The 19,566-nt window shown below is 61.3% G+C and carries 20 protein-coding genes, 1 tRNA gene and 1 pseudogene; 6 read left to right on the plus strand and 16 right to left on the minus strand.

Features of this window, described 5'->3' with window-relative positions; translation table 11 throughout:
• Positions 1-3 precede the first annotated feature (3 nt).
• Both HB676_RS01465 and HB676_RS01470 read right to left on the minus strand, forming a co-directional pair.
• On the minus strand, positions 4-1,452 hold the full coding sequence (locus HB676_RS01465; RefSeq protein ID WP_213735867.1) for a type II and III secretion system protein family protein: 1,449 nt from the start codon (positions 1,450-1,452) through the stop codon (positions 4-6).
• A gap of 469 nt (positions 1,453-1,921) precedes the next feature.
• Complete coding sequence (locus HB676_RS01470) at positions 1,922-2,458, minus strand: TetR/AcrR family transcriptional regulator (RefSeq protein WP_213735868.1); 537 nt, start codon at positions 2,456-2,458, stop codon at positions 1,922-1,924.
• A gap of 99 nt (positions 2,459-2,557) precedes the next feature.
• Here HB676_RS01470 and HB676_RS01475 point away from each other — a divergent pair, with 99 nt between their 5' ends.
• Positions 2,558-2,908 (plus strand): hypothetical protein, encoded by a 351-nt coding sequence (locus tag HB676_RS01475; protein ID WP_213735869.1) that lies wholly within the window; start codon positions 2,558-2,560, stop codon positions 2,906-2,908.
• 86 nt (positions 2,909-2,994) lie between these two features.
• On the opposite strand, the gene HB676_RS01480 is transcribed toward HB676_RS01475, so the two are convergent.
• Together HB676_RS01480 and trxA are read right to left on the minus strand one after the other, a co-directional pair.
• Complete coding sequence (locus HB676_RS01480) at positions 2,995-3,669, minus strand: LON peptidase substrate-binding domain-containing protein (protein ID WP_213735870.1); 675 nt, start codon at positions 3,667-3,669, stop codon at positions 2,995-2,997.
• Between the two features lie 27 nt (positions 3,670-3,696).
• Positions 3,697-4,614 (minus strand): thioredoxin, encoded by a 918-nt coding sequence (trxA, locus tag HB676_RS01485; RefSeq protein WP_213735871.1) that lies wholly within the window; start codon positions 4,612-4,614, stop codon positions 3,697-3,699.
• Positions 4,615-4,856: 242 nt separating this feature from the next.
• Here trxA and HB676_RS01490 point away from each other — a divergent pair.
• The 3 genes from HB676_RS01490 to HB676_RS01500 all read left to right on the plus strand — a co-directional run bounded on the left by HB676_RS01490 (position 4,857) and on the right by HB676_RS01500 (position 7,309).
• Positions 4,857-4,931: transfer RNA gene (locus tag HB676_RS01490), tRNA-Gly, on the plus strand.
• A gap of 431 nt (positions 4,932-5,362) precedes the next feature.
• Positions 5,363-6,619: a PQQ-dependent sugar dehydrogenase gene (locus HB676_RS01495; protein WP_213735872.1), complete on the plus strand. Its 1,257-nt coding sequence runs from the start codon at positions 5,363-5,365 to the stop codon at positions 6,617-6,619.
• Positions 6,620-6,718: 99 nt separating this feature from the next.
• Positions 6,719-7,309, plus strand: a complete 591-nt coding sequence (locus HB676_RS01500) for a c-type cytochrome (RefSeq protein ID WP_213736109.1) — start codon at positions 6,719-6,721, stop codon at positions 7,307-7,309.
• Positions 7,310-7,346: 37 nt separating this feature from the next.
• On the opposite strand, the gene panE is transcribed toward HB676_RS01500, so the two are convergent.
• The 4 genes from panE to HB676_RS01520 all read right to left on the minus strand — a co-directional run bounded on the left by panE (position 7,347) and on the right by HB676_RS01520 (position 10,538).
• Positions 7,347-8,267: a 2-dehydropantoate 2-reductase gene (gene panE, locus HB676_RS01505; RefSeq protein ID WP_213735873.1), complete on the minus strand. Its 921-nt coding sequence runs from the start codon at positions 8,265-8,267 to the stop codon at positions 7,347-7,349.
• A gap of 89 nt (positions 8,268-8,356) precedes the next feature.
• Positions 8,357-9,094, minus strand: a complete 738-nt coding sequence (locus HB676_RS01510; RefSeq protein WP_213735874.1) for an SDR family oxidoreductase — start codon at positions 9,092-9,094, stop codon at positions 8,357-8,359.
• A gap of 135 nt (positions 9,095-9,229) precedes the next feature.
• Entirely contained in the window at positions 9,230-9,838 is a 609-nt protein-coding gene (locus HB676_RS01515) for a DsbA family protein (RefSeq protein WP_213735875.1), read from the minus strand.
• A 76-nt stretch (positions 9,839-9,914) separates the two neighbouring features.
• Positions 9,915-10,538: a DUF2239 family protein gene (locus HB676_RS01520; RefSeq protein ID WP_213735876.1), complete on the minus strand. Its 624-nt coding sequence runs from the start codon at positions 10,536-10,538 to the stop codon at positions 9,915-9,917.
• Between the two features lie 148 nt (positions 10,539-10,686).
• Here HB676_RS01520 and HB676_RS01525 point away from each other — a divergent pair, with 148 nt between their 5' ends.
• Positions 10,687-11,352, plus strand: coding sequence for a glutathione S-transferase (locus tag HB676_RS01525; RefSeq protein WP_213735877.1), 666 nt, complete (start codon positions 10,687-10,689; stop codon positions 11,350-11,352).
• A 3-nt stretch (positions 11,353-11,355) separates the two neighbouring features.
• Here the strand turns inward: HB676_RS01525 and HB676_RS01530 are convergent, their stop codons facing one another.
• The 6 genes and pseudogenes from HB676_RS01530 to HB676_RS01555 all read right to left on the minus strand — a co-directional run bounded on the left by HB676_RS01530 (position 11,356) and on the right by HB676_RS01555 (position 15,165).
• A complete protein-coding gene (locus HB676_RS01530) occupies positions 11,356-12,252 on the minus strand; it encodes an NAD(P)-dependent oxidoreductase (RefSeq protein ID WP_213735878.1) in 897 nt (298 codons plus the stop codon).
• Positions 12,253-12,352: 100 nt separating this feature from the next.
• Positions 12,353-12,697: pseudogene (locus HB676_RS01535) on the minus strand (MFS transporter); the annotation flags it as partial.
• A 126-nt stretch (positions 12,698-12,823) separates the two neighbouring features.
• A complete protein-coding gene (locus HB676_RS01540) occupies positions 12,824-13,255 on the minus strand; it encodes a CopD family protein (protein ID WP_213735879.1) in 432 nt (143 codons plus the stop codon).
• Between the two features lie 11 nt (positions 13,256-13,266).
• Positions 13,267-13,599: a DUF3817 domain-containing protein gene (locus HB676_RS01545; RefSeq protein ID WP_249780003.1), complete on the minus strand. Its 333-nt coding sequence runs from the start codon at positions 13,597-13,599 to the stop codon at positions 13,267-13,269.
• Between the two features lie 273 nt (positions 13,600-13,872).
• Entirely contained in the window at positions 13,873-14,739 is an 867-nt protein-coding gene (locus HB676_RS01550) for an NAD(P)H-binding protein (protein ID WP_213735880.1), read from the minus strand.
• A 54-nt stretch (positions 14,740-14,793) separates the two neighbouring features.
• A complete protein-coding gene (locus tag HB676_RS01555; protein WP_213735881.1) occupies positions 14,794-15,165 on the minus strand; it encodes an antibiotic biosynthesis monooxygenase family protein in 372 nt (123 codons plus the stop codon).
• Positions 15,166-15,328: 163 nt separating this feature from the next.
• Between HB676_RS01555 and HB676_RS01560 the strand changes: the two genes are divergently transcribed.
• Positions 15,329-15,859, plus strand: coding sequence for a TetR/AcrR family transcriptional regulator (locus tag HB676_RS01560; protein WP_213735882.1), 531 nt, complete (start codon positions 15,329-15,331; stop codon positions 15,857-15,859).
• Between the two features lie 405 nt (positions 15,860-16,264).
• Here HB676_RS01560 and HB676_RS01565 read toward each other — a convergent pair whose 3' ends face one another.
• Both HB676_RS01565 and ggt read right to left on the minus strand, forming a co-directional pair.
• Positions 16,265-17,566, minus strand: coding sequence for an MFS transporter (locus HB676_RS01565; RefSeq protein ID WP_213735883.1), 1,302 nt, complete (start codon positions 17,564-17,566; stop codon positions 16,265-16,267).
• A 141-nt stretch (positions 17,567-17,707) separates the two neighbouring features.
• Positions 17,708-19,450 carry a gamma-glutamyltransferase gene (gene ggt / locus HB676_RS01570; protein WP_213735884.1) on the minus strand — a complete coding sequence of 581 codons (1,743 nt, stop codon included), beginning with the start codon at positions 19,448-19,450 and terminating at the stop codon, positions 17,708-17,710.
• Positions 19,451-19,566 lie beyond the last annotated feature (116 nt).

A 19,566-nucleotide genomic window follows, 5' to 3' on the forward strand; every position in this document is an offset into this window, starting at 1 on the left:
GCCTCAGTCAATGATGAAACCGAAATTGCCCTGATAGCTTCCGATCTGCTCGGCGCGGCCGGAAATGCCGTAGATCCGGTTGATCTGGGCGAACAATGTCGATTGGGCGTCCGATGCGGGCGCAAATCCGTCATCCGGGCGCGACAATTCTTTCTGCGCCACCGCCCGCACGACATAGGGGGTCACGATGACCATCAACTCGGTCTGGTTGTTGACGAAGTCCTGGCTTCTGAACAACTGGCCGAACAACGGCAGTTGATCGACACCCGGCAATCCGTTGACGGCTTGCTTGGTCTGCTCCTGAATAAGACCGGCCATCGCCAGCGATCCACCGGAGGGAATTTCCAGCGTGGTTTCCGCGCGCCGCGTCTTGATCGAAGGGATCGTTGTTCCGCCCTGACCGCCGGCCAAAGCGTTATCGATCGATACTTCCGACACTTCGGTCATCACCCGCAGGCTGATCCGTCCTTCGGTCAGCACCACCGGTGTAAAGTTGAGCGAGATGCCGAATTTCTTGAAGCTGACGGTCTGGACGCATTGTCCGATTGCGCCGGCCGTCGTCGTTTGACAGGTCACGCCGGTCGGGATCGGAAATTCGCCGCCTGAGATAAAGGTCGCGGACTCCCCGGAAATCGCGGTCAGATTCGGTTCCGCCAGGGTACGCACCACGCCGGCGGTCTCCATCGCGCGCAGGGTGGCGGTGACCGAGGGCACGCCGGCCTTGTTCAGGGCTTGCGTGACCACGGAGTTGCCCGGGACGAGCGGCGCATTGTTAGCTGTGAACGGGTTGGCATTGTTGAAATTGACCACCGAGGTGCCGATATTCATCGAGGCACTGAGATCGACGCCGAGTTGCTTGACGATATTTCGCTGTACTTCGGCGACCGTCACTTTCAGCATCACCTGATCGCGGCTACGGACCACAATCGAGTTGACGACCTTCTCGGGGCCGCCGACCAGACGCGCGGCGACGTCCCCGGCTTGCTGCGCTTCGATCGGACTGGATACCGAGCCCGTCAGCATGACGCTGTCGCCGATGCCTTCGATCTGGATTCCGCCCGCGGGCAGCAGTTGTTTCAATGCGGCGCGCACACCATTGAGGTCCCGTTTGACGGCGATGTCATAGCCAGCGATTTGCTGGCCCTCGGAATCGAAGAACACAACGTTGGTTTGGCCAACCGCCGCGCCGATGATGTAGGCGCGTTGCGGCGAGCGAATCACGGCAGACGCTATTTTCGGGTCGGCGACCAGCACATCCTTGGCGTCGCGCGGCAAATCGATAATCGTGGATTTGCCGATGCCGAGTGCCAGAAAGCGGGTCTTCGCCTGGATGCCGGGGTGATCGTCGTTCGCCACGGCCGGGGCCAGGGCTGTGGTCAGCGTCAGCGCGGCAACGACTGCAAACGACAGAGCGTGGGTCAGAAAAGTTGGCAACAGCCGATTGGCGCTCATATCGAGTGTCCTTCTGGTCACTTCTTGGTCTTGGTCAGATTTGAGATGCTGGTGTGAGCCGCATGGATGCGGCCAGTCGGGAGAGAATTGTTGTCGGACCCATTTGGGGGACAAAGGGCGCCGCTGGCATCGAGAGCGACAGTCAGGACAACAATGCGTTCGATATTCATACGCGATCTACATTTACGCAGGTGTACTGAACTGAAGGGTGTAGCGAACTGAACTCTGTCTGATCCGCAGCCTCTTCCTCACGCGTGACTAAGCGGTAAAATTGTGAGCGGGAGCCGAACAGTTTGCGGAAAGGGTTCCCTGCATTTGCCCTCATGGTGAATGGAGGGTTATCGTTCGACACGTCGCGAGCGCTGGTCGACCGCGGCAGCACGCTGCGCCGTCGGCCATGGCGATGAAGAACCAGGAATTCACTATGCGGGCAAAAACGCGAAGCTTGGGCTTTGCGCCGCCGGCTTTTCTATCGCGTGGCGATCCGGAGCAGCTCGTCGAGCATCGCTGCCTGTCTTGCGCGTGGCAGCGGCAGGTCCGACAATGCGAACCCGACAAACGCCCAATAGAGAATCTGCGCCCGCGCGCGGGCGGTGCCAGGCGAGAGCCCGGATTCTCGTAGAAGTTTTTCCACATAACTCATCCGGCGCCGGTCGACGGCTTGCATCGCATTTCGCGCCACTGGGTCGTGCGCGGCCCAGGTCCGGACTGCCTTCTCAAGTGCCGGCTGACCGCCGAATGCCCGGCGCAGCAGCAGTGTCACCGGGTTTTCGCTGTCCGATGCGCCCTCGACGTCGGCAATGATCCGTTCGGCGGCGACCTCCCGCCAATGCCCAAGGATCGCCGCGTGGAAAGCGCTGACGTCGGCGAAGTGCCAGTAGAAGCTGCCACGCGACACCCCCATCGCCTTGGCCAGCGGCTCGGCCTTCAGCGCCGTAAATCCGCGCGCAGCCAGGGCCTTGAGGCCCTCGTTAAGCCAGTCCCTGGCGGAGAGTTGGTCGGTCATGGCTGTTTCCCTGCGACATCTCACCATACACACCTGTATTGACAGGCGCCAAGCCGTCGTCCACAACTCACCATACAGTTGTGTATGGAGATCGGTGCGATGCGCGATCTGCTGCTGCAATGTTCAGGAATCGCCGCGATCGTGGTGGCCATCATCCACGGCGTACTCGGTGAAACCAGGGTATTCTCCCGCGTGACGATCGAGCCGCCGCGGCTGCGCAATCTGATCCGGCTGTGCTGGCAGGTCGGCACCGTCGGCTGGATTTGTGGCGGCGTGCTCCTGATCGCCGCATCCTCGATGGCGTCGGTCCCGGCCCGGCACTGGATCGTGGTGACGGTGGTCGCGATGTACGCCTTCGGCGTGATCGGCAATGCCTGGATTTTTCGCGGCCGGCATTTCGGCTGGATGGCCCTGAGCGCGGTGATCGTGCTGGCCGTGGCCGGGTATTAGAGCGCTTTCAAGCGAGAGCCTGCCCCGGACTAGATCCGGGGTGGATACCGGTTCGCGTAAAGAAGATGCGTCAAAAATAATTTACCCTATTGCAAACCCGTGTCGCCGCTGGTGCGCTTCTTGGCGAGATCCATTTCGGTAACGGCGATCAGAATCTCGGCGCGTGTCTTCAGGTCGGGCGCCTCGAGCATCGCCTGCTTTTCCGGCGGGCCGTAGGGCGACATCATCGCCAGGGCGTTGACCAGCGCCTCGTTGGGCGCGCTCTCGACGCCTTCCCAATCGACCTTGAGATTGTTGGCTTTGAGGAAATCCGTCAGCACCTCGAGCAGCGCCTCGCGATCGACGGCTTCCTCGCCCTTGCGGGCGGTGAAATCGTCGATGTAGGGGAAATAATCCACCTTGCATTGCCGATACTGGGTGAGAACCGCGACTTCCTCGACCACCTTGAAGCGCGCGATGCCGGTGAGTTCGAGGATATAGCGGCCGTCACCGGCCTCGGCGAGCTGGGTGATGCGCCCGACGCAGCCGACGCGAAACAGCACCGGTTTGGCTTCGTCCGGCGAGTGCGAAACGTCCGGCTGGATCATCCCGATCAGCCGATGGCCGTCGCGCAGCGCGTCGTCCACCATCGCCAGATAGCGCGGCTCGAAAATGTTGAGCGGCATCTGGCCGCGCGGCAACAACAAGGCGCCGGGCAACGGAAATACCGGGATCAAGTGAGGTAGGTCGCCGGGTCCGCGATATTCGGCATTGATCGGCATCAGCGGTCCCGGTGTTGGCCAGAGGCGTTATGAGAACAGGATGGTCGACAATCGCTTTCGACCCTCGACCGTGGCTTCATCGGTCGGGCCCCATGCATCGAAGAACTGCACCAATTGCTTGCGGGCGCCATCTTCGTTCCATTTGCGGTCGCGCTTGACGATCTCGAGCAGATGCTGCGTTGCCTCAGTCCGCTTCTCACTGGCGTTGAGCGCGATCGCCAGATCGAATCGGGCCTGATGATCAAGCGGGTTTGCGGCGACTTTCTGTTCCAGCTCGGTCACCGGGCCGAGCGCCTTGGCCTGTTCGGCCAGATCGATCGACGCCTGCACGGCCTTGACCGCCGCATCGCCGCGCTTCGATTCCGGCACCATGGCGAGCGTCTGCGTGGCCTGTTCGATCGCGCCGGTCGCCACGTAGCATTTCGCCAGTCCGGCCAAGGCGGCAATATTGGTCGCGTCCGCCGCCAGCACCTCGGCATAGATCGATGCCGCGGTGGCGGGATCGCCCTCGGCCAAAACGGCTTCAGCCTCCTTGATGATATCTTCGATATTGGGCTCGCCCGGCATGCCGGCGGTCAGCTTGTTGATGAAGGCCGTGACCTGGCTTTCCGGCACCGCGCCCATGAAGCCATCGGCGGGCTGGCCGTTGACGAAGGCGATCACGGCCGGAATCGACTGGATTCCCATCTGGCCCGGGATGGCCGGATGCTCGTCGATGTTCATCTTGACCAGCTTGACCTTGCCATTGGCCGCACGGACCGCCTTTTCGATGATCGGCGTGAGCTGACGACAGGGGCCGCACCACGGCGCCCAGAAGTCGATCAGTACCGGCTGACGCTTCGACTCCTCGATGACGTCCTTCACGAACGTCTGGGTGGTCGTCTCCTTGATCAGATCGGCCGCCGCCTGCGGCGTTGGTCCGCTACCCTGCTCTATGATCGTCACGGGAATCCTCGCCTGATGTCTGGGGATGCTCTAACACTTTTCCAGCCCTAATTGGCGCTTGGGGGCCGAATTTGCAATCCGCGGAACCTGCCTGGGCTATTTTAGGGCCGATTCGGCCCGGGAAGGCCGGATAAGCGGGGATCCGGTCGATTTTAGGCCTTGTACGGGCTGTTGCATTCGGGGGCCGCATTTGGCATAGGTCTGCGCGTTGCCGGTGATCAGTCGCCGCCAATCTCTCGGATGCGGGTGTAGCTCAGTGGTAGAGCACGACCTTGCCAAGGTCGGGGTCGAGGGTTCGAATCCCTTCGCCCGCTCCAGATTTTCTAAAAGTGGCAAAGTTTAACGAAGGCCCGCTGTCTCAGCGGGCTTTTCGTTATGTGCAGCGTTATATGTATCTGCATATTTCGGATTTTCGCCGGCACTTTGAGAATGCTTTGGGCGACTTCTCGAACGCATTACGATTTTATTTCTGTCGCACGGAATGTTGAGCGCGGCAGACGCCCGATGCTGTTGACCTGCACTGCAACGCAGCAAAGAATAAAGCGACTTCGGCTGCGAATGACCGAAAGAAATTTCTTCTCAACTCTCGGGGGCGTAACGGCGCCGTGCAGCATCCGCTTCTCTCTCTCATAAGATGTGCTACGATTTTCGAGTCTGATCCATCTGATGCCAGACCAAAGTTCGTCTCTCGGGGACGGGCGAAGCAAATAACAAACGTAGCCATATTGGCTGCATAGGGAGGGACGCGATGAAATCGGCTTTCAATCGATGTATTCTTGCGCTCGCGGCAATCGCTGTTGTTGCGGGGGCCGGGCAGGCCAGCGCGCAAAGCAAGTTGAAAAGTTATCAGTCCGGCACCAAGGAATTCTGGACCCATCCGCCGGACGATTGGTTCCTCGGCGACGAGACCGAAGCCCAAAAGGGTCTGGCGCCGCCGTCGGGGCCGCCAACGGGTTCATCGGATGCGGAACTCGCCGCGCTGATCAAGAAGATCAAGTTGCCGGAAGGCTTCAAGATCGAGGTATATGCATCGGGCGTTCTGGCCGCACGGCAAATGGCCTGGGGTGACAAGGGAACGCTCTTTGTCGGTTCGTTCGGTCTCGGCAATGTCTACGCGATCACCGACAATGGTGGAAAGAAAGAGGTCAAGACCATCCTTAAGGGGCTTAACATGCCCACCGGTCTCGCCTATCGCGATGGCGCGCTCTACGTGATCGCCGTGAACAAGCTGATCAAGTACGAGAACGCCGAAGCCAATCTCGCCAATCTCGGCGAAGGCAAGGTGGTCTATGACGACATGCCGTCCTACGCGGCGCATGGCTGGAAGTATCTTGCCGCCGACAAGGACGGCTGGTTCTACGTGCCGTTCGGACCTCCCTTCAATGTCGGGATTCCGCCAACCAGCGTCTCGCAGATCCGCCGTGTCGATCCCAAGACCGGCAACGCCGAACTGGTCGCGCTCGGTGTACGTAACAGCGTCGGCGGCGACGTCGATCCGCGCACCGGCAAATACTGGTTCACGGAAAACGCCCGCGACTGGATGAGCGACGACATCCCGAGCGACAAGCTCAACATGATCTCGAAGATGGGTGAGCATTTCGGCTATCCCTATTGTCACCAGGGTGACACGCCGGATCCGAAGTTCGCGATGGGTCACAAATGTTCGGAATTCACGCCGCCGGTCCTCAATCTCGGCGCACACGTGGCTCCGCTCGGCATGAAGTTTTATACCGGCAGCCAGTTTCCTGCCTCGTACAAGAACAACATCCTGATCGCCGAACATGGTTCATGGAACCGGCATAAGTATCAGGGCGCGCGAATCGTCCGCGTCATCGTCGATCCGGACGGCAAGAACGCCAAGCAGGAAGTGTTCGCGTCCGGCTGGATCGAAGGCGACCAGGGCTATCTCGGCCGCCCGGATGACATCATCCTGGATAAGGACGGTTCGATTCTGGTTGCCGACGATTGGGCCGGCGCGATCTATCGCATCAGCTACAAGAAGTAAGCCTGAACCTTGGGAACTGCGGTCGCTCGGGAACGAGTGACCGCAGTTTCTCGTTTAAAACGAAGAAAAATCTCTGAACGACAGACGAGTATGCCGATGATGCGCCGCCGATGGATATTACCCGCACTGTGCGGCATCGTTTTGGGACTAACGGCGCACGCGGCCGGCGCGGCAGATCCCGCGGCGATCAAGGAAAAAGCCGAGCAATGCAGCGGCTGTCACGGCGAAAACGGCATTTCACAAACCGAGAACATTCCCTCGCTCGCCGGCCAGCCCGATCAGTTCATTCAGTGGCAACTGGTTTTCTTTCGCAGCGGCGCGCGCAAGAATGAGCTGATGCAGCCGATCGTCGAGCAAATCACCAATGAGGATATCCGCAATCTCGGCGCCTATTTCGCCGCGCTCACCCCGCCCAAGGTGTCCAAACCCGACGACAATCCCGATCTGTCGCAGAAGGGTGCGCAGGCGGCCGTGGGCCGGCGCTGCAACTCATGCCACACCGATACATTCGCGGGCACCAAGGCGGTCGCCCGCATAGCCGGCCAGCGCGAGGAATATCTGGTGAAGGCGCTGCATGACTATAAGTCAGGCGTGCGCTCCGGCGGCGCCGGCGCCGCGATGACGGATGTCGCCTATCCCCTGAGCGATGAAGAAATCACCGCGCTGGCGCATTATCTCGCGCATCTCTAACTCGTCGTCCCGGCCTTGACCGGGACAGCGAAGGAGTTCATCCCCGCTGCTTCTCATACGCTTTCAGATGGGTGTAGGCGGTGCGCAGCTTGGGGACCGGAATTTTGGCGGCGTCGGCGCGCGCGACCAAATCGCCGATCACATGATCAGCTTCGACCTTCGCGCCGGCTTTGATGTCGCGGAACATCGAGGCGGTCATTTGCGAGCCTTCCGCGGTGAGCGTACCGCGGGTGCGTTCCAGAAATGCCGCGCGGGGCGCATGACCCTCGGCGGTTGCGATCGCGCTGACTTCATCGAGCATGCCAAGGATAAAATCCCTGCCGCCGGGCGCGGCCAGGATATTGCCGACCGAGGTGCGCATCAGGCAGGTGAATGCCGCGAGCGAGGCGAGAAACACCCATTTCTCCCACATCTCCTGAACGACATGCTCACTGGCTACCGATCCGAAATTGCCGCTCGCCATCATGTCGGCGATGGCGCGGACGCGATCCGACATCTTGCCGTCGCGTTCGCCGAAATTGAGCGACTGCAGCGGCGCGAGCTGTATGACTTCGCGTTGTTCGTTGAGCGTCACCGCGATGGCGCAGAGGCCGCCGAGCACGCGCTCGTGGCCGAACTTCTTGTCAAGCACATCGAGATGCAGCATGCCATTGAGCAACGGAATAACGGCCGTTTGCGCGCCGACCGCGGGGGCAAAAGACTGAACCGCGTCTTCCAAATCGAAGGCCTTGCAGCTTAACAGCACGGCGTCGAACTTTTCGGTGAGCTTGTCGGCCTGCACCGTCGGCGGATTTTTCAACGTCACATCGCCGTGCGGGCTTTTGATCACGAGGCCGGCACTGGCGAGTTCGGCCGCGCGCTTGGGACGGACCAGGAAGGTCACGTCGCGCCCCGCTTGAAGCATCCTGCCGCCGAAATATCCGCCGATCGCGCCGGCACCGACCACAAGCATACGCATCATTGAATTCCTTTTGTTGTTGTTCTTGCGAGCGAACAGGGAAGTGACGAATGTCCGGCAGGTCTATTCGCTCCTGCCCGATAGCCTGTCTACCACTTTTCTCCGAATGGTCGGATTTCAAGCTCAAAAGTCCAGGCGCTGCGAGGCTGCTGGTAGAGCTGCCAATACGAGGCGGCGACCGAGGCCGGCGGCATCAACAAGTCGGGATTATTGAGTGCTTCCTTGCCCCAGAGCTGTTCGCGGCGTTCACGCACCCAGGCGGTATCGACGCCGGAATCGATGATCAGATGCGCAACGTGAATATTTTTCGGGCCGAGTTCGCGCGCCATCGACTGCGCCACCGCGCGCAAGCCGAATTTCGCGCTGGCAAAGGCCGCAAAACCGCTGCCGCCGCGCAACGAGGCGGTAGCGCCGGTGAAGAAGATATTGCCGCCGCCGCGCGGCACCATCAACCGGGCCGCTTCGCGCCCGGCCAGAAAACCAGCCCAGCAGGCCATCTCCCAGACCTTGCGGAATACCCGGTCGGTGGTTTCCAGGATCGGGAAATTGACATTGGCGCCGACGTTGAAGATGCACACCTCCAGCGGCGCGTGCTTGTCGGCGTCGTTGAGGAACGCTGCGACCTCGTCTTCTTTCCGTGCATCGAGCGTGCGGGCCACGATCGAACCGCCCGCGGCCTCGATCTCCTTGACCAACGGCTCCAGCTTGGCGCCGTCGCGCCGTCCGGCGAAAACGGTGAATCCCTCGGCGGCGAATTTCTTGGCGATCTCGGCACCGATATAGTCGCCGGCGCCGATCACCGCGGCCGTCGCGTTTCGTTTTTGCATTTGTTCACTCCGTGCTTTCGTCATTGCCTGCGACAAACGCGCAGCGTTTGCGCAAGGGAGCAAAGCGACGAAGCAATCCATCGCGAAAAATATAACAGCATGGATTGCTTCGCTTCGCTCGCAATGACGGCGCTGTTACTTCTCCGAGATCATCTCCTCGACCTCGCGCAACTGCTCCTTGCCGAAAAACATCTCCTTGCCGACAAAGAAGGTCGGCGAACCGAAGGCGCCGCGCTCGACCGCGGATTGGGTGTTCTCGATCAGTTTTGCCTTCACGTCGGGATCCTGTGCCCGCGCCAGCAGTTTCGCCGCGTCGAGGCCGGACGCGGTGAATGCCTTGGCCGCCACTTCAGGGTCATCCATCTTCTTCGGTTCGTCCCACATGTGATGAAACGCGGCGTCGATGTATTTCTCGAACACGCCTTCGAATTGCGCCGCGATCGCCGCGCGCATCAGATGCAGGGTGTTGATCGGAAAAAATGGATTCCAGCTATAGGGCTTGACGTGAAACCGTTTGACGAAGCGTTCGGTCTCAATCGCGTGAAACTCGCGCTTGTTCTTGACGCCCGCCAGCGTTTCGGCCGGTGACTTGTTGTTGGTGGCCTTGAAGATGCCGCCGAGCAGGACCGGCACATATTCAAACTTCACGCCGGTCCGCTGTTCGATCGCCGGGATCGCCTCATGGCTGAGGAACGCATTGGGGCTGCCGAAGTCGAACAGGAATTGCGGGGCGGTCGGGCTCACGGCGATCTCCCAAGATATGACGGCTCTTATATGATCCCTATCATTTCAAATAGCCTACCGCTTCATGTCAGGGGGATCAACCGGCCCGGGCCTGCGGGTCGCGCCGAAATGCCCGTTTGGCAAGCGTCAGGGTATGGTCGCGCACATCCGCGGGCCATGCAGCGATCAATTTTTCGAAACGCGCCGGATCGTTCGCATACAACGCTCGGATCGCGTCTTCGTAATGCGATTTGTCGCCGGCCATCGCGGACATGAATCGATAGGCCGCCTCCTGCGCCCGCTTGATGCGATGGCTGTCTTCGCCGGTGCGACGGGCTTCCTCGACCAGCCTGCGCAACGCGACCGATGCACCGCCGGATTGCCGCGCCAGCCAGTCCCAGTGCCGCGGCAACAGCGTGACCTCGCGCGCGACCACGCCCAGTTTCGGTCGGCCCGGGCCGCGCGGTGGTGAGGGCCCCGTGTCCTCCGCCGTCGCAGGCACGCCGGCACTTGCCGGCAGCCGCGCCTGAACATCGGCGACGGTGCCGCGAAAATCGATATCGACCGGGTCACTGGTCACGCCATCGAATACCAGGATCGCCGCATCCTTGCGCCGATCGAGGAGTTCCTTGGCTGCCTGCGCAATCTCGCGCAGATCGCCGCCCGCGATGCGGTGGTCACCGTCAAAGGCGATATAGGCGACGGCAGATCCCTGATTCATAGCGAGTCCTCCATTTCGAAACAGAGTATTACCCGGGTAAATTAGATCTGTCAATAATACCCGGGTAATACTGATGCGCTCCATCTCGACTTTCCCTTTTCCGGCTGGCACCACCTTCCGTCGCAAACGCGTCATACGGGGAATCACCATGATCACGCTCCATCACCTCAACAACTCCCGCTCGCAGCGGGTGCTGTGGCTGCTGGAGGAGCTTGGGCTGCCCTACGAGATCGTTCGCTATCAGCGCCAGCCCGACATGCGCGCGCCGGCGGAATTGCGCGCGATTCATCCGCTCGGAAAATCGCCTGTTATCACCGACAATGGCAACACCATCGCGGAATCAGGCGCGATCGCCGAATATCTCACCGAGACTTATGGCGATGGCCGCTTGATCCCGCTGCCGAAAACGCCGGAGCGGCTGCGCTATACTTATTGGCTGCATTATGCGGAGGGTTCCGCGATGCCGCCGCTGCTGCTGAAACTGTTGTTCACGCTGATGCCGAAGCGCGCGCCTGCGCTGCTGCGTCCGGTCGTGCGCAAGGTTGCCAATCAGGCGCTGACCGCGCTCGTCAATCCGATGCTCAAGCAGCACATGGCATTCTGGGAAAGCGAACTCGGCAAGAGCGAGTGGTTCGCCGGCAACGAATTCACCGTCGCCGATATCCAGATGAGTTTTCCGCTCGAAGCTGCCGCTGCCCGCGCCGGGCTGGATCAGGGCCATCCGAAGGCGATGGCGTTTCTTGATCGCATTCAGGCCCGGCCGGCCTATCGGCGCGCACTGGAAAAGGGTGGCCCGTACTCGGTCGGGCGCTGAGGATCAACGCGATTTCTGAACCTCGCCGACGGACGGCAGCGCCATCACGGTGACGCCGGGTGGCGGCACGTCGTCGTCGGGCACAAAGAAATCCGACATCAACGGCACCGAGGGATCGACGCGGTAGGGCTCGAAATCGCTCACGCCTCTGGCGCTGAGAATTTTATCGTCGATGCAGAACTGCCCGGTAAATTCGCGCGCTGGTTTGGTGAAAATCGCATAGGCCGCGTCGCCCATGATCTCGGGCTTCCGGCTGGCGCGCATCATCGCGTCTCCGCCCAAGAGATTGCCCACTGCGGCGGTCGCGATGGTGGTGCGCGGCCACAGCGCATTGACCGCGACACCCGCAGATTTCAATTCGGCTGACAGACCCAGCACGCACAAGCTCATGCCGAACTTCGCCAGCGTATAGGCGGTCGAATGCTCGAACCATTTCGCCTTGATATCGAGCGGCGGCGACAGCATCAGAATGTGCGGATTGGCGGCCTTCTTCAGATGCGGAATACAGTATTTCGACACCATGAAGGTGCCCCGGGTATTGATACCCATCATCAGGTCGAACCGCTTCATGTCGGTGGCCTGCGAATTGGTCAGGCTGATCGCGCTGGCATTATTGACGCAGATATCGATGCCGCCGAATTCGGCGACGGTCTGGTCGATCGCCGCGATCACCTGGGCCTCCTCGCGGATGTCGCACAGGATCGGCAACGCCTTGCCGCCGGCGGCCCGAATCTCGTCAGCCGCGGTGTAGATCGTGCCTTTGAGTTTGGGGTGCGGCTCTGCAGTCTTCGCGGCGATCGCGACATTGGCGCCATCCCGCGCGGCGCGCAGCGCAATCGCAAGCCCGATGCCACGGCTGCCGCCGGATACGAATAGCGTCTTGCCGGTGAGCGATGTCATCGGGGTTTCTCCTACGGTTGTTTGTTCTTTCTGCTACCTTCCCCACAAGGGGAAGGTAGCGCACTTTCATTGCCGCGTGCAGTCGTTCTTTTCTCTTGCTTCACGCATCCGCGTGCAAAACGCGGCCGCGTGTCTCCGGCAGCGCGAAGGCGGCGATGAAGAACACGCCATAGGCGGCGACCGCGAAAATCGCGATGGCGTTGCCGAGCGAGGTCTCGGTCGAGCGCGCGCCCACCAAAAACGGAAACAGACAGAGCTCGGTCAGGAACGCGCCGACGCCGGAGAAATAACCGGACGCGAAAAAACCGAGCGGGAAGCCGAGCAGCCACGGAATCTCATTGGTCAGCGGCAACTGCGTATAGAGCAGGATCAGGGCAATCGCGCCGATTGAGAAGATCAGGAACAGATTGCGCCGGCCGATGCGGTCTGCCAGCCACGCGCCAACCGCACCGATAGAACAATTTGACAGGTGCATGTCCGATCCCCCACCCGCGCCGGTAAGCAGCATCGTCCGTTGACGGGCCTGCGTGTTGATGCGGTCGCGATCACGTATGATGCCTCCAATTCGGTGCTAAATTGGCTTGGTGACGACAAGAATGACGATGACGAATGTTGCGACTACGACCGCGGCGGCGGCGTAGCGCAGTGGGGGCGGTGGGCTCGGCTGCTGATTACGCGAAAGTCCACGTAGCCTGCCGGACAACCCACCGTGCAGCACCGAGAGCAGCAGCACGGAGACAAGCTTCGCTAAGAGCCATCCCTGCGGAAACCAGCTGCCCGTCAGCGCAAGCGCTATTCCTAAAATCCATACCAGAATCATCGCTGGGGACGTGACGCGCTGATCCCAGCGGCGAACAGCTGCAAGGACGGCGGAATGCATTGCGGTCTCCTGCTGCGCTCGTCCGCCGGACGCTGCTGTAATGGTCACGGCAACGACCAACATACCGCCGATCCAGGTAACGACGGCAACAATGTGCAATGCTTTGAGCCAGAGATAATCCATTGTCCGCGCCTTCAGCCTGACGCCGCAAGGGCCGACTGGCGCCGCGCCAGCGCCCGCTCATTCAGGAAAGCCCCGAAAGGAATGAAGGCGGCGAGCACCATCCGAGCAGTCTCGGCGCGTGACCATCCCCCCATCGACACGGTCTGGATGAGCATCCAAACGTAGAGAACGAAAGCGACGCCATGAACCGGTCCTATGAGCCGGGTTGCGAGCGGAAAGCCAGCCAGATACTTGAGAGGAACAGCCACGCCGACGATCAAAAGGAGCGTTGTCCCTTCTACAAGAGACACAAGACGCATCTTCCGGAGCTGCAACAAGTCCTCAATTTGTTCGGCTGATGACATCACCTAACCTCCTTGTGAACCTTCCAGAGCGGTTATTCATGTGCCGTTTCGCTCCGTTTTGCGCATATCGCACCTGGGCGGCCTTTGGGTCAGCACGTCACCGGATTGCAGCCGGATCGCCAGCAACCTCCCGTTTCGTCGAGGATGGCTGCTTCCACGGCGCGGATAGTTCCAGCCATTGCGACTCTCATAGTCGGCACCGGCGTGGCTTCGGCTGCATTCGTCAGGTGCGACCGCAAATGAGATTGCGCCGTGCGAGCGCGTTAGCGGTAGTTATGCGTCGAATACGCTGCGGTAATCCCGTACAAACTGCGCCAACGAGCCCGGCTTCCGCTGCAAGATCCGCTCGACGGTGGCGCTCGACTGATCGCCCGGGACCTCAGCATCGGCCGCAGCGACACCGAAAGCTTCGATCAGCCAGTCCGGTAGTCCGAACTTCTTCAGGTTCTCGATGAAGTCCGCCGCCGACACGTCGAGGTATTTGACCGGCCGGCCGAGGACGTCGGAAAAAACCACCGCCTGAGCGTGGCCGTCCAGCAGTTCCGGGCCATTGAGGTCATAGGTCTGGCCGCTGTGTCCCGGAGCGGTGAGAGCCGCGACGGCGACGGCGGCGACGTCGCGGGTATCGAGCAAGGCGATTTTCTTGGCGGCAGGCCCCATCGTGAAGACACCCTGCTTGATCTGGCCCGCGCTGCCGAAGAGGTTCTGCATAAAAAAGTTTCCGCGCAGGATGGTGTAGGGAATGCCGCTGCCCTTGATCTGGCGTTCGGCTTCCGTGTTCCACACGCCGAAACCGACAGTGTGGTGCTCGGCGATTTTGCCGGACAGCTTAACGAGGCGGCCGACGCCGACCTTTTTGGCCTCGGCAAGAAGCCGTTCTTCCTGCCGCGCCGCGTAGGGAGAGCCCGGCGTGACGAGGAACAGCGTGTCGATTCCCTTGAAGGCTGCGGCGATGGTCTCGGGATTCTCGAAGTCAAGCACCACGCCCTCGATGCCGGGCTGTTGTGGGGCGGCGGCCTTGTCCTGGCTGTGGAATCCGGCGCGCGCCGCCACGCCTTTGTCGGAGAGCTGCTTGGCAACATGCTGGCCGACTTTGCCGCCCGCGGCCGTAATCAGGATTCTGGGAGTTTCGTTCGTCATGATCGCGTCCTTTTTGGAAATCGTTGAACATTGCTGTGGCGGGGGTTTCCGGCGTTACTTGCCGGCGGCCGGCACCGACTTGCGGAGCACGTAGGGCACCGAATTCGAACTGCCCGCGACCTTTACGGTCTCGGCCATCAGCGCTTTGACCTTGGGGTTTTCGCGCGCGGCCATGACCGCTTCGCGGCTTGCCCACTGGCCGTAATTGACGATCTGCATGTGATCGAGGCTCAGGTGGAAGTTGAAGGACAGGAAGCCCGGCACATAGCGAACGGTCTCCTCTGCGGAATGCACGAGGTAGGTCAGCACCTCCTCAGCGCGCTCGCGCGTGACCGTGTAGGTGTTGATCGTCGTGACGTGGCCGGCGTTCGGGTCGAGCGTCGTGAGGCCCGTTCTGGGGGCTGTGGTGCTGGTGTTGTTTTCCATATGATACCTCTTATTTCATTTAACGGTACGTTTCGTAAATATAAGAGTCAAGGCTTTCCTTTACGTGCCGTTCTGTTAAGATACGGAGATGAAGACAAATTCGCCTGCGCGGACCCGGACGGGTCGGCCGCCTGGCGCTGCGGCGGAATCACATGCGGCGATCATGGACGCCGTTTTTGCGCTGCTGCAGGAGGGTCCGGCCAAGGACCTGACAATGGAGGCGGTGGCTAAGAGGGCCGGCGTCGGCAAGCCCACGCTCTATAAGTGGTGGCCTTCAAAGGCCGCGCTCATCATGGCCATGTTCCATGAGCGGATTGCCGTCGCGGTGAAGGCTCCCGCATCTGCCGCGACGGCGGAAGAGGCGCTTCGGACCACGATGCGCCGCTTGATAACGGGGCTCAACGGCCTCTTCGGGAAGGTTCTGGCTGATCTGATCGCGGAGGGCCAGGGCAATCCCGCCCTTCTGCGGGACCTGTTTGAAGATCATATCAGGGCTCGGCAGGCGGCCGATATCGCCGAGATCGAGCGCGCACAGGCGACAGGCGAGTTTACAGCCGCGGTCAATCCGGCGCAGCTGATCGACATGCTTTTCGGCTCGCTGATTTACAGGCGTCTGCTGGGTTTGCCTCTGACTGAACAATACGGGGACGCGCTGATCGACGCGGCTCTGCGGGGCGCTTGGCCAAGGAACTGAGTCGACATCCTATGATCGTTCATTTGCCCGCGGTGTCTGCTGTGCAGACCCAACAGAGAGTACCGTCGGTGCGGAGGGCGCCTCTGTTGGTAGCTTGCGCAAGGCGCCCAACGTCATTCCCGCGCTGGCGCTGTTTATCATCGGCCTAACCGCCCCTTGCGCTATGGTGGCCGGTCAGGTGGCTGGTCGCGCGTGTGCCGTTTCTCGCCCGCGCGAGCGAACGCTCTGCCGTCGGTGTCGAGAGCATCGGCACCTGCAGGCAAGGCTTGGCCGCTGGCGATCGCGCGACCATTGCGCGGGAACTGTGGCCGGAAGAAAGCTACCCGTCCTCTATCAAGAGGTGTCGCGAGATCTTCGCCGCCCTTATGGGAGAGGGAGTGCATCTTCGTTTGCGGCAATACTCAGCTAAGCATCCGCGTGCAAAACGCGGCCGCGTGTCTCCGGCAATGCAAAGGCGGCGATGAAGAACACGCCGTAGGCGACGACCGCGAAAATCGCGATGGCGTTGCCAAGCGAGGTCTCGGTCGAGAGCGCGCCGACCAAAAACGGGAACAATGCGCCGATGCCGCGCCCGAAATTATAGCAGAAGCCCTGGCCCGATCCGCGCAGCCGGGTCGGATAGAGTTCGGTCAGGAACGCGCCGACGCCGGAGAAATAACCGGACGCGAAAAAACCAAGCGGGAAGCCGAGCAGCCACAGGATCTCATTGGTCAGTGGCAACTGCGTATAGAGCAGGATCACGGCAATCGCGCCGATCGAAAAGATCAGGAACAAATTGCGCCGGCCGATGCGGTCGGCGAGCCATGCGCCAACGAGATAACCGACGAACGAGCCGATGATCAGCGCCGCGAGATAGCCGGTAGAACTGACGATCGAGAGTTTACGCTCGGTGGTGAGAAAGCGCGGCACCCAGAAAGTGATGGCGTAATAGCCGCCCTGACATCCCGTTGCCATCAGCGACGCCAAGATCGTGGTCTTGAGCATCGGGCTTGCGAAAATCTCCAGCAGCGAAGGCCGTTCGCCCGACGCTTCCTGCTTGGCGCGGGTTGCGGCGGCGATTTCGGGCTCGACGACATAGCGACGCAGGAAGAACACCAGCAGTGCCGGCAGCGCGCCGATCGCAAACATCCAGCGCCAGGCGATCTCGGGCGGCAAATACGAGAACAGCACGGCCTGTGACAATACCGCGAGGCCCCAGCCGACGGCCCAGCCCGATTGTACCGAGCCAACCGCGCGGCCGCGATATTGCGGGCGGATCGCTTCGCCCATCAGCACGGCGCCGGCGGCCCATTCGCCGCCGAAACCGAGGCCAAGCACGGCCCTCGCGATCAGGAGTTGATCGAAATTCTGCACGAAAGCGCAGACCAGCGAGAAAAACGAGAACCAGAGGATCGTGAATTGCAGGGTTTTGACCCGCCCGATACGGTCGGCGAGATAGCCGCCAAGCCAGCCGCCGATCGCGGAGGACAGCAGCGTCACCGTGCCCGCCAGGCCCGCGGTGCCGGGATCGACCTTCCACAGCGCGATGATGGTGCCGACCACCAGCGGATAGATCATGAAATCCATGCCGTCGAGCGCCCAGCCGGCCGCGCAGGCCCAGAACGTCCGCCGCTCCGGCAGGTGCATGTCGCGATAGAAGGCGAGCAGGCTGGTGTCTTCGATGGCAGCGACTTCGATCGCTCCCGATGGCTCAACAGTGCTGCTCATAGCGGACGTTCCCTCGGAAAATTTTCCCGGCCATTTTCATGCCTGCGGCGGCCGGTTGGAGCGCAGGTGAGAGAACTTCTACGCCGATCCCAGGCAGAGGCAAAGGTGCAGGCAAATCCGCAATCGGTTGACCTAACGGGGTTATTGCCCCGCGGCGCCCGCGCCACGGTTGCGCGGATCGGGGGCGCCGAGCAATCCCTGATCGGTCACGGCGATCGAATTGGCCGAGGTTCGTCCCAAAGGCTCGATCACGCGATGGCCCTTGGCCCGCAGCGCGGCCAGTGTTTCCTCCGTAAAGCCGTGCTCGACCCGCACTTCATCGGGCAGCCATTGGTGATGCACACGCGGCGCGGCGACCGCGACCGCGACGTCCATTTTGTAATCGAGCACGTTCACGATTACCTGCAGCACCGCGGAGATGATGCGGCTGCCGCCCGGCGAACCCGTCACCAGAACCGGTTTGCCGTCTTTCAATACGATAGTGGGCGACATCGACGACAGCGGCCGCTTGCCGGGGCCGGGCAGGTTCGCCTCAAATCCGACCAGCCCAAACGCATTGGATGCGCCGGGCGCGGCGGTGAAATCGTCGAGCTCGTTATTGAGCAGCACGCCAGTGCCTTCAGCAACGAGGCCGACGCCGTAATTGAAATTCAGCGTGTAGGTGTTGCTGACGGCATTGCCCGCGCCGTCGACCACAGAAAAATGCGTGGTGTTATCGCCCTCATGCGGTGGCAGCGCCGACAGCGCGTCGGTCCACGGCGTCGCGCGGTCGAGATCGATGCTGGCGCGTTGCTTGGCTGCGTAATCCTTTGAGGTCAGCGTCGCCACCGGCACTTTGACGAAGGCGGGATCGCCGAGATAACGAGCGCGGTCGGCGTAAGCGCGCTTCATCGCCTCGATCAGGACATGCAGCGAGGGCGCCGAACCCTGCCTCATCTCGGCCATCGGAAAACCCTCGAGGATATTAAGGGTTTCCAGCAGCACGACGCCGCCGGACGACGGTAGCGGCATCGAGACGACGTCATAGCCGCGATAGCTGCCGCGCATCGGCGCCCGGATGATCGGCTGATACGATTTCAGATCGTCCAGCGTCATGATGCCGCCGGCCTCGCCAATGCCCTTCACCAGCTTTTCTGCAACCGGGCCCTGGTAAAATCCGCGCGGTCCCTGTTCGGCTATTGCCGAGAGAGTCGCCGCCAGATCGGCCTGAACCAACAGGTCGCCATCCTGCAGGGCCGCGCCGTCCTTGCGGGAAAATATCTTGATGGTCGATGGCCAGCGTGCCAGCCGGCCGCGCTCTTCGGGCATCGCGTCGGCGACATCGTCAGTGACGATAAATCCGTCGCGGGCCAGCGCGATGGCCGGCTTCAGCAATTCCGCCAGCGTAAACTTGCCCGAGCCGTATTTTTCCAGCGCCAGGCTCAATCCCGCGACGGAGCCGGGAACGCCGATGCCAAGCGCGGAGTCGCGTGACTTGGCGATATCGGGCTTGCCATCGGGTCCGAGAAAAATCGTCGGCGTCGTGGCGGCCGGCGCGGTCTCGCGGTAATCGATCGTGACGTCCTCGCCGCGCTCCCGGTGGATCACCATAAATCCGCCGCCGCCAAGGTTGCCCGCGCGCGGATAGGTCACGGCCAGCGCAAAACCGGAGGCCACCGCCGCATCGACCGCATTGCCGCCGCGCTTGAGTACATCGGCGCCGACGCGTGACGCGATTTTCTCCTGCGTCACTACCATGCCGTGTTCGGCGACAACGGGATGAATCGTGTCGGCGGCAGCAGGCGTGTAGAAGTTGCTATGTTGCTGCTGCGCCGCTGCAGGGATCGCCCATGCGGCGACGAGCATGATGGTTAGCAATGTCCTGCGCATTCCTGCTGTGGTCATCTAAAATCCATCGCGGGTTGAAGTCGGTTGAAGATTCGAAAACGTGAGGCCATTGCCGCCGCCAATGCTATATGGGTTCCTTTAGCCGGGCAAAACGCCTCCTCGTGATTTAGCAG

This window comes from Bradyrhizobium sp. dw_411, assembly GCF_018449695.1.
Lineage (GTDB): Bacteria > Pseudomonadota > Alphaproteobacteria > Rhizobiales > Xanthobacteraceae > Bradyrhizobium.

Bases quoted from the DNA above. Each gene is read 5' to 3' on its own strand.
- HB676_RS01465 (WP_213735867.1), bottom strand. From the start codon at position 1,452: ATGAGCGCCAATCGGCTGTTGCCAACTTTTCTGACCCACGCTCTGTCG.
- HB676_RS01470 (WP_213735868.1), bottom strand. From the start codon at position 2,458: ATGACCGACCAACTCTCCGCCAGGGACTGGCTTAACGAGGGCCTCAAG.
- HB676_RS01475 (WP_213735869.1), top strand. From the start codon at position 2,558: ATGCGCGATCTGCTGCTGCAATGTTCAGGAATCGCCGCGATCGTGGTG.
- HB676_RS01480 (WP_213735870.1), bottom strand. From the start codon at position 3,669: ATGCCGATCAATGCCGAATATCGCGGACCCGGCGACCTACCTCACTTG.
- HB676_RS01495 (WP_213735872.1), top strand. From the start codon at position 5,363: ATGAAATCGGCTTTCAATCGATGTATTCTTGCGCTCGCGGCAATCGCT.
- HB676_RS01500 (WP_213736109.1), top strand. From the start codon at position 6,719: ATGCGCCGCCGATGGATATTACCCGCACTGTGCGGCATCGTTTTGGGA.
- panE (WP_213735873.1), bottom strand. From the start codon at position 8,267: ATGCGTATGCTTGTGGTCGGTGCCGGCGCGATCGGCGGATATTTCGGC.
- HB676_RS01510 (WP_213735874.1), bottom strand. From the start codon at position 9,094: ATGCAAAAACGAAACGCGACGGCCGCGGTGATCGGCGCCGGCGACTAT.
- HB676_RS01520 (WP_213735876.1), bottom strand. From the start codon at position 10,538: ATGAATCAGGGATCTGCCGTCGCCTATATCGCCTTTGACGGTGACCAC.
- HB676_RS01525 (WP_213735877.1), top strand. From the start codon at position 10,687: ATGATCACGCTCCATCACCTCAACAACTCCCGCTCGCAGCGGGTGCTG.
- HB676_RS01530 (WP_213735878.1), bottom strand. From the start codon at position 12,252: ATGACATCGCTCACCGGCAAGACGCTATTCGTATCCGGCGGCAGCCGT.
- HB676_RS01540 (WP_213735879.1), bottom strand. From the start codon at position 13,255: ATGGATTATCTCTGGCTCAAAGCATTGCACATTGTTGCCGTCGTTACC.
- HB676_RS01545 (WP_249780003.1), bottom strand. From the start codon at position 13,599: ATGTCATCAGCCGAACAAATTGAGGACTTGTTGCAGCTCCGGAAGATG.
- HB676_RS01550 (WP_213735880.1), bottom strand. From the start codon at position 14,739: ATGACGAACGAAACTCCCAGAATCCTGATTACGGCCGCGGGCGGCAAA.
- HB676_RS01555 (WP_213735881.1), bottom strand. From the start codon at position 15,165: ATGGAAAACAACACCAGCACCACAGCCCCCAGAACGGGCCTCACGACG.
- HB676_RS01560 (WP_213735882.1), top strand. From the start codon at position 15,329: ATGGACGCCGTTTTTGCGCTGCTGCAGGAGGGTCCGGCCAAGGACCTG.
- HB676_RS01565 (WP_213735883.1), bottom strand. From the start codon at position 17,566: ATGAGCAGCACTGTTGAGCCATCGGGAGCGATCGAAGTCGCTGCCATC.
- ggt (WP_213735884.1), bottom strand. From the start codon at position 19,450: ATGACCACAGCAGGAATGCGCAGGACATTGCTAACCATCATGCTCGTC.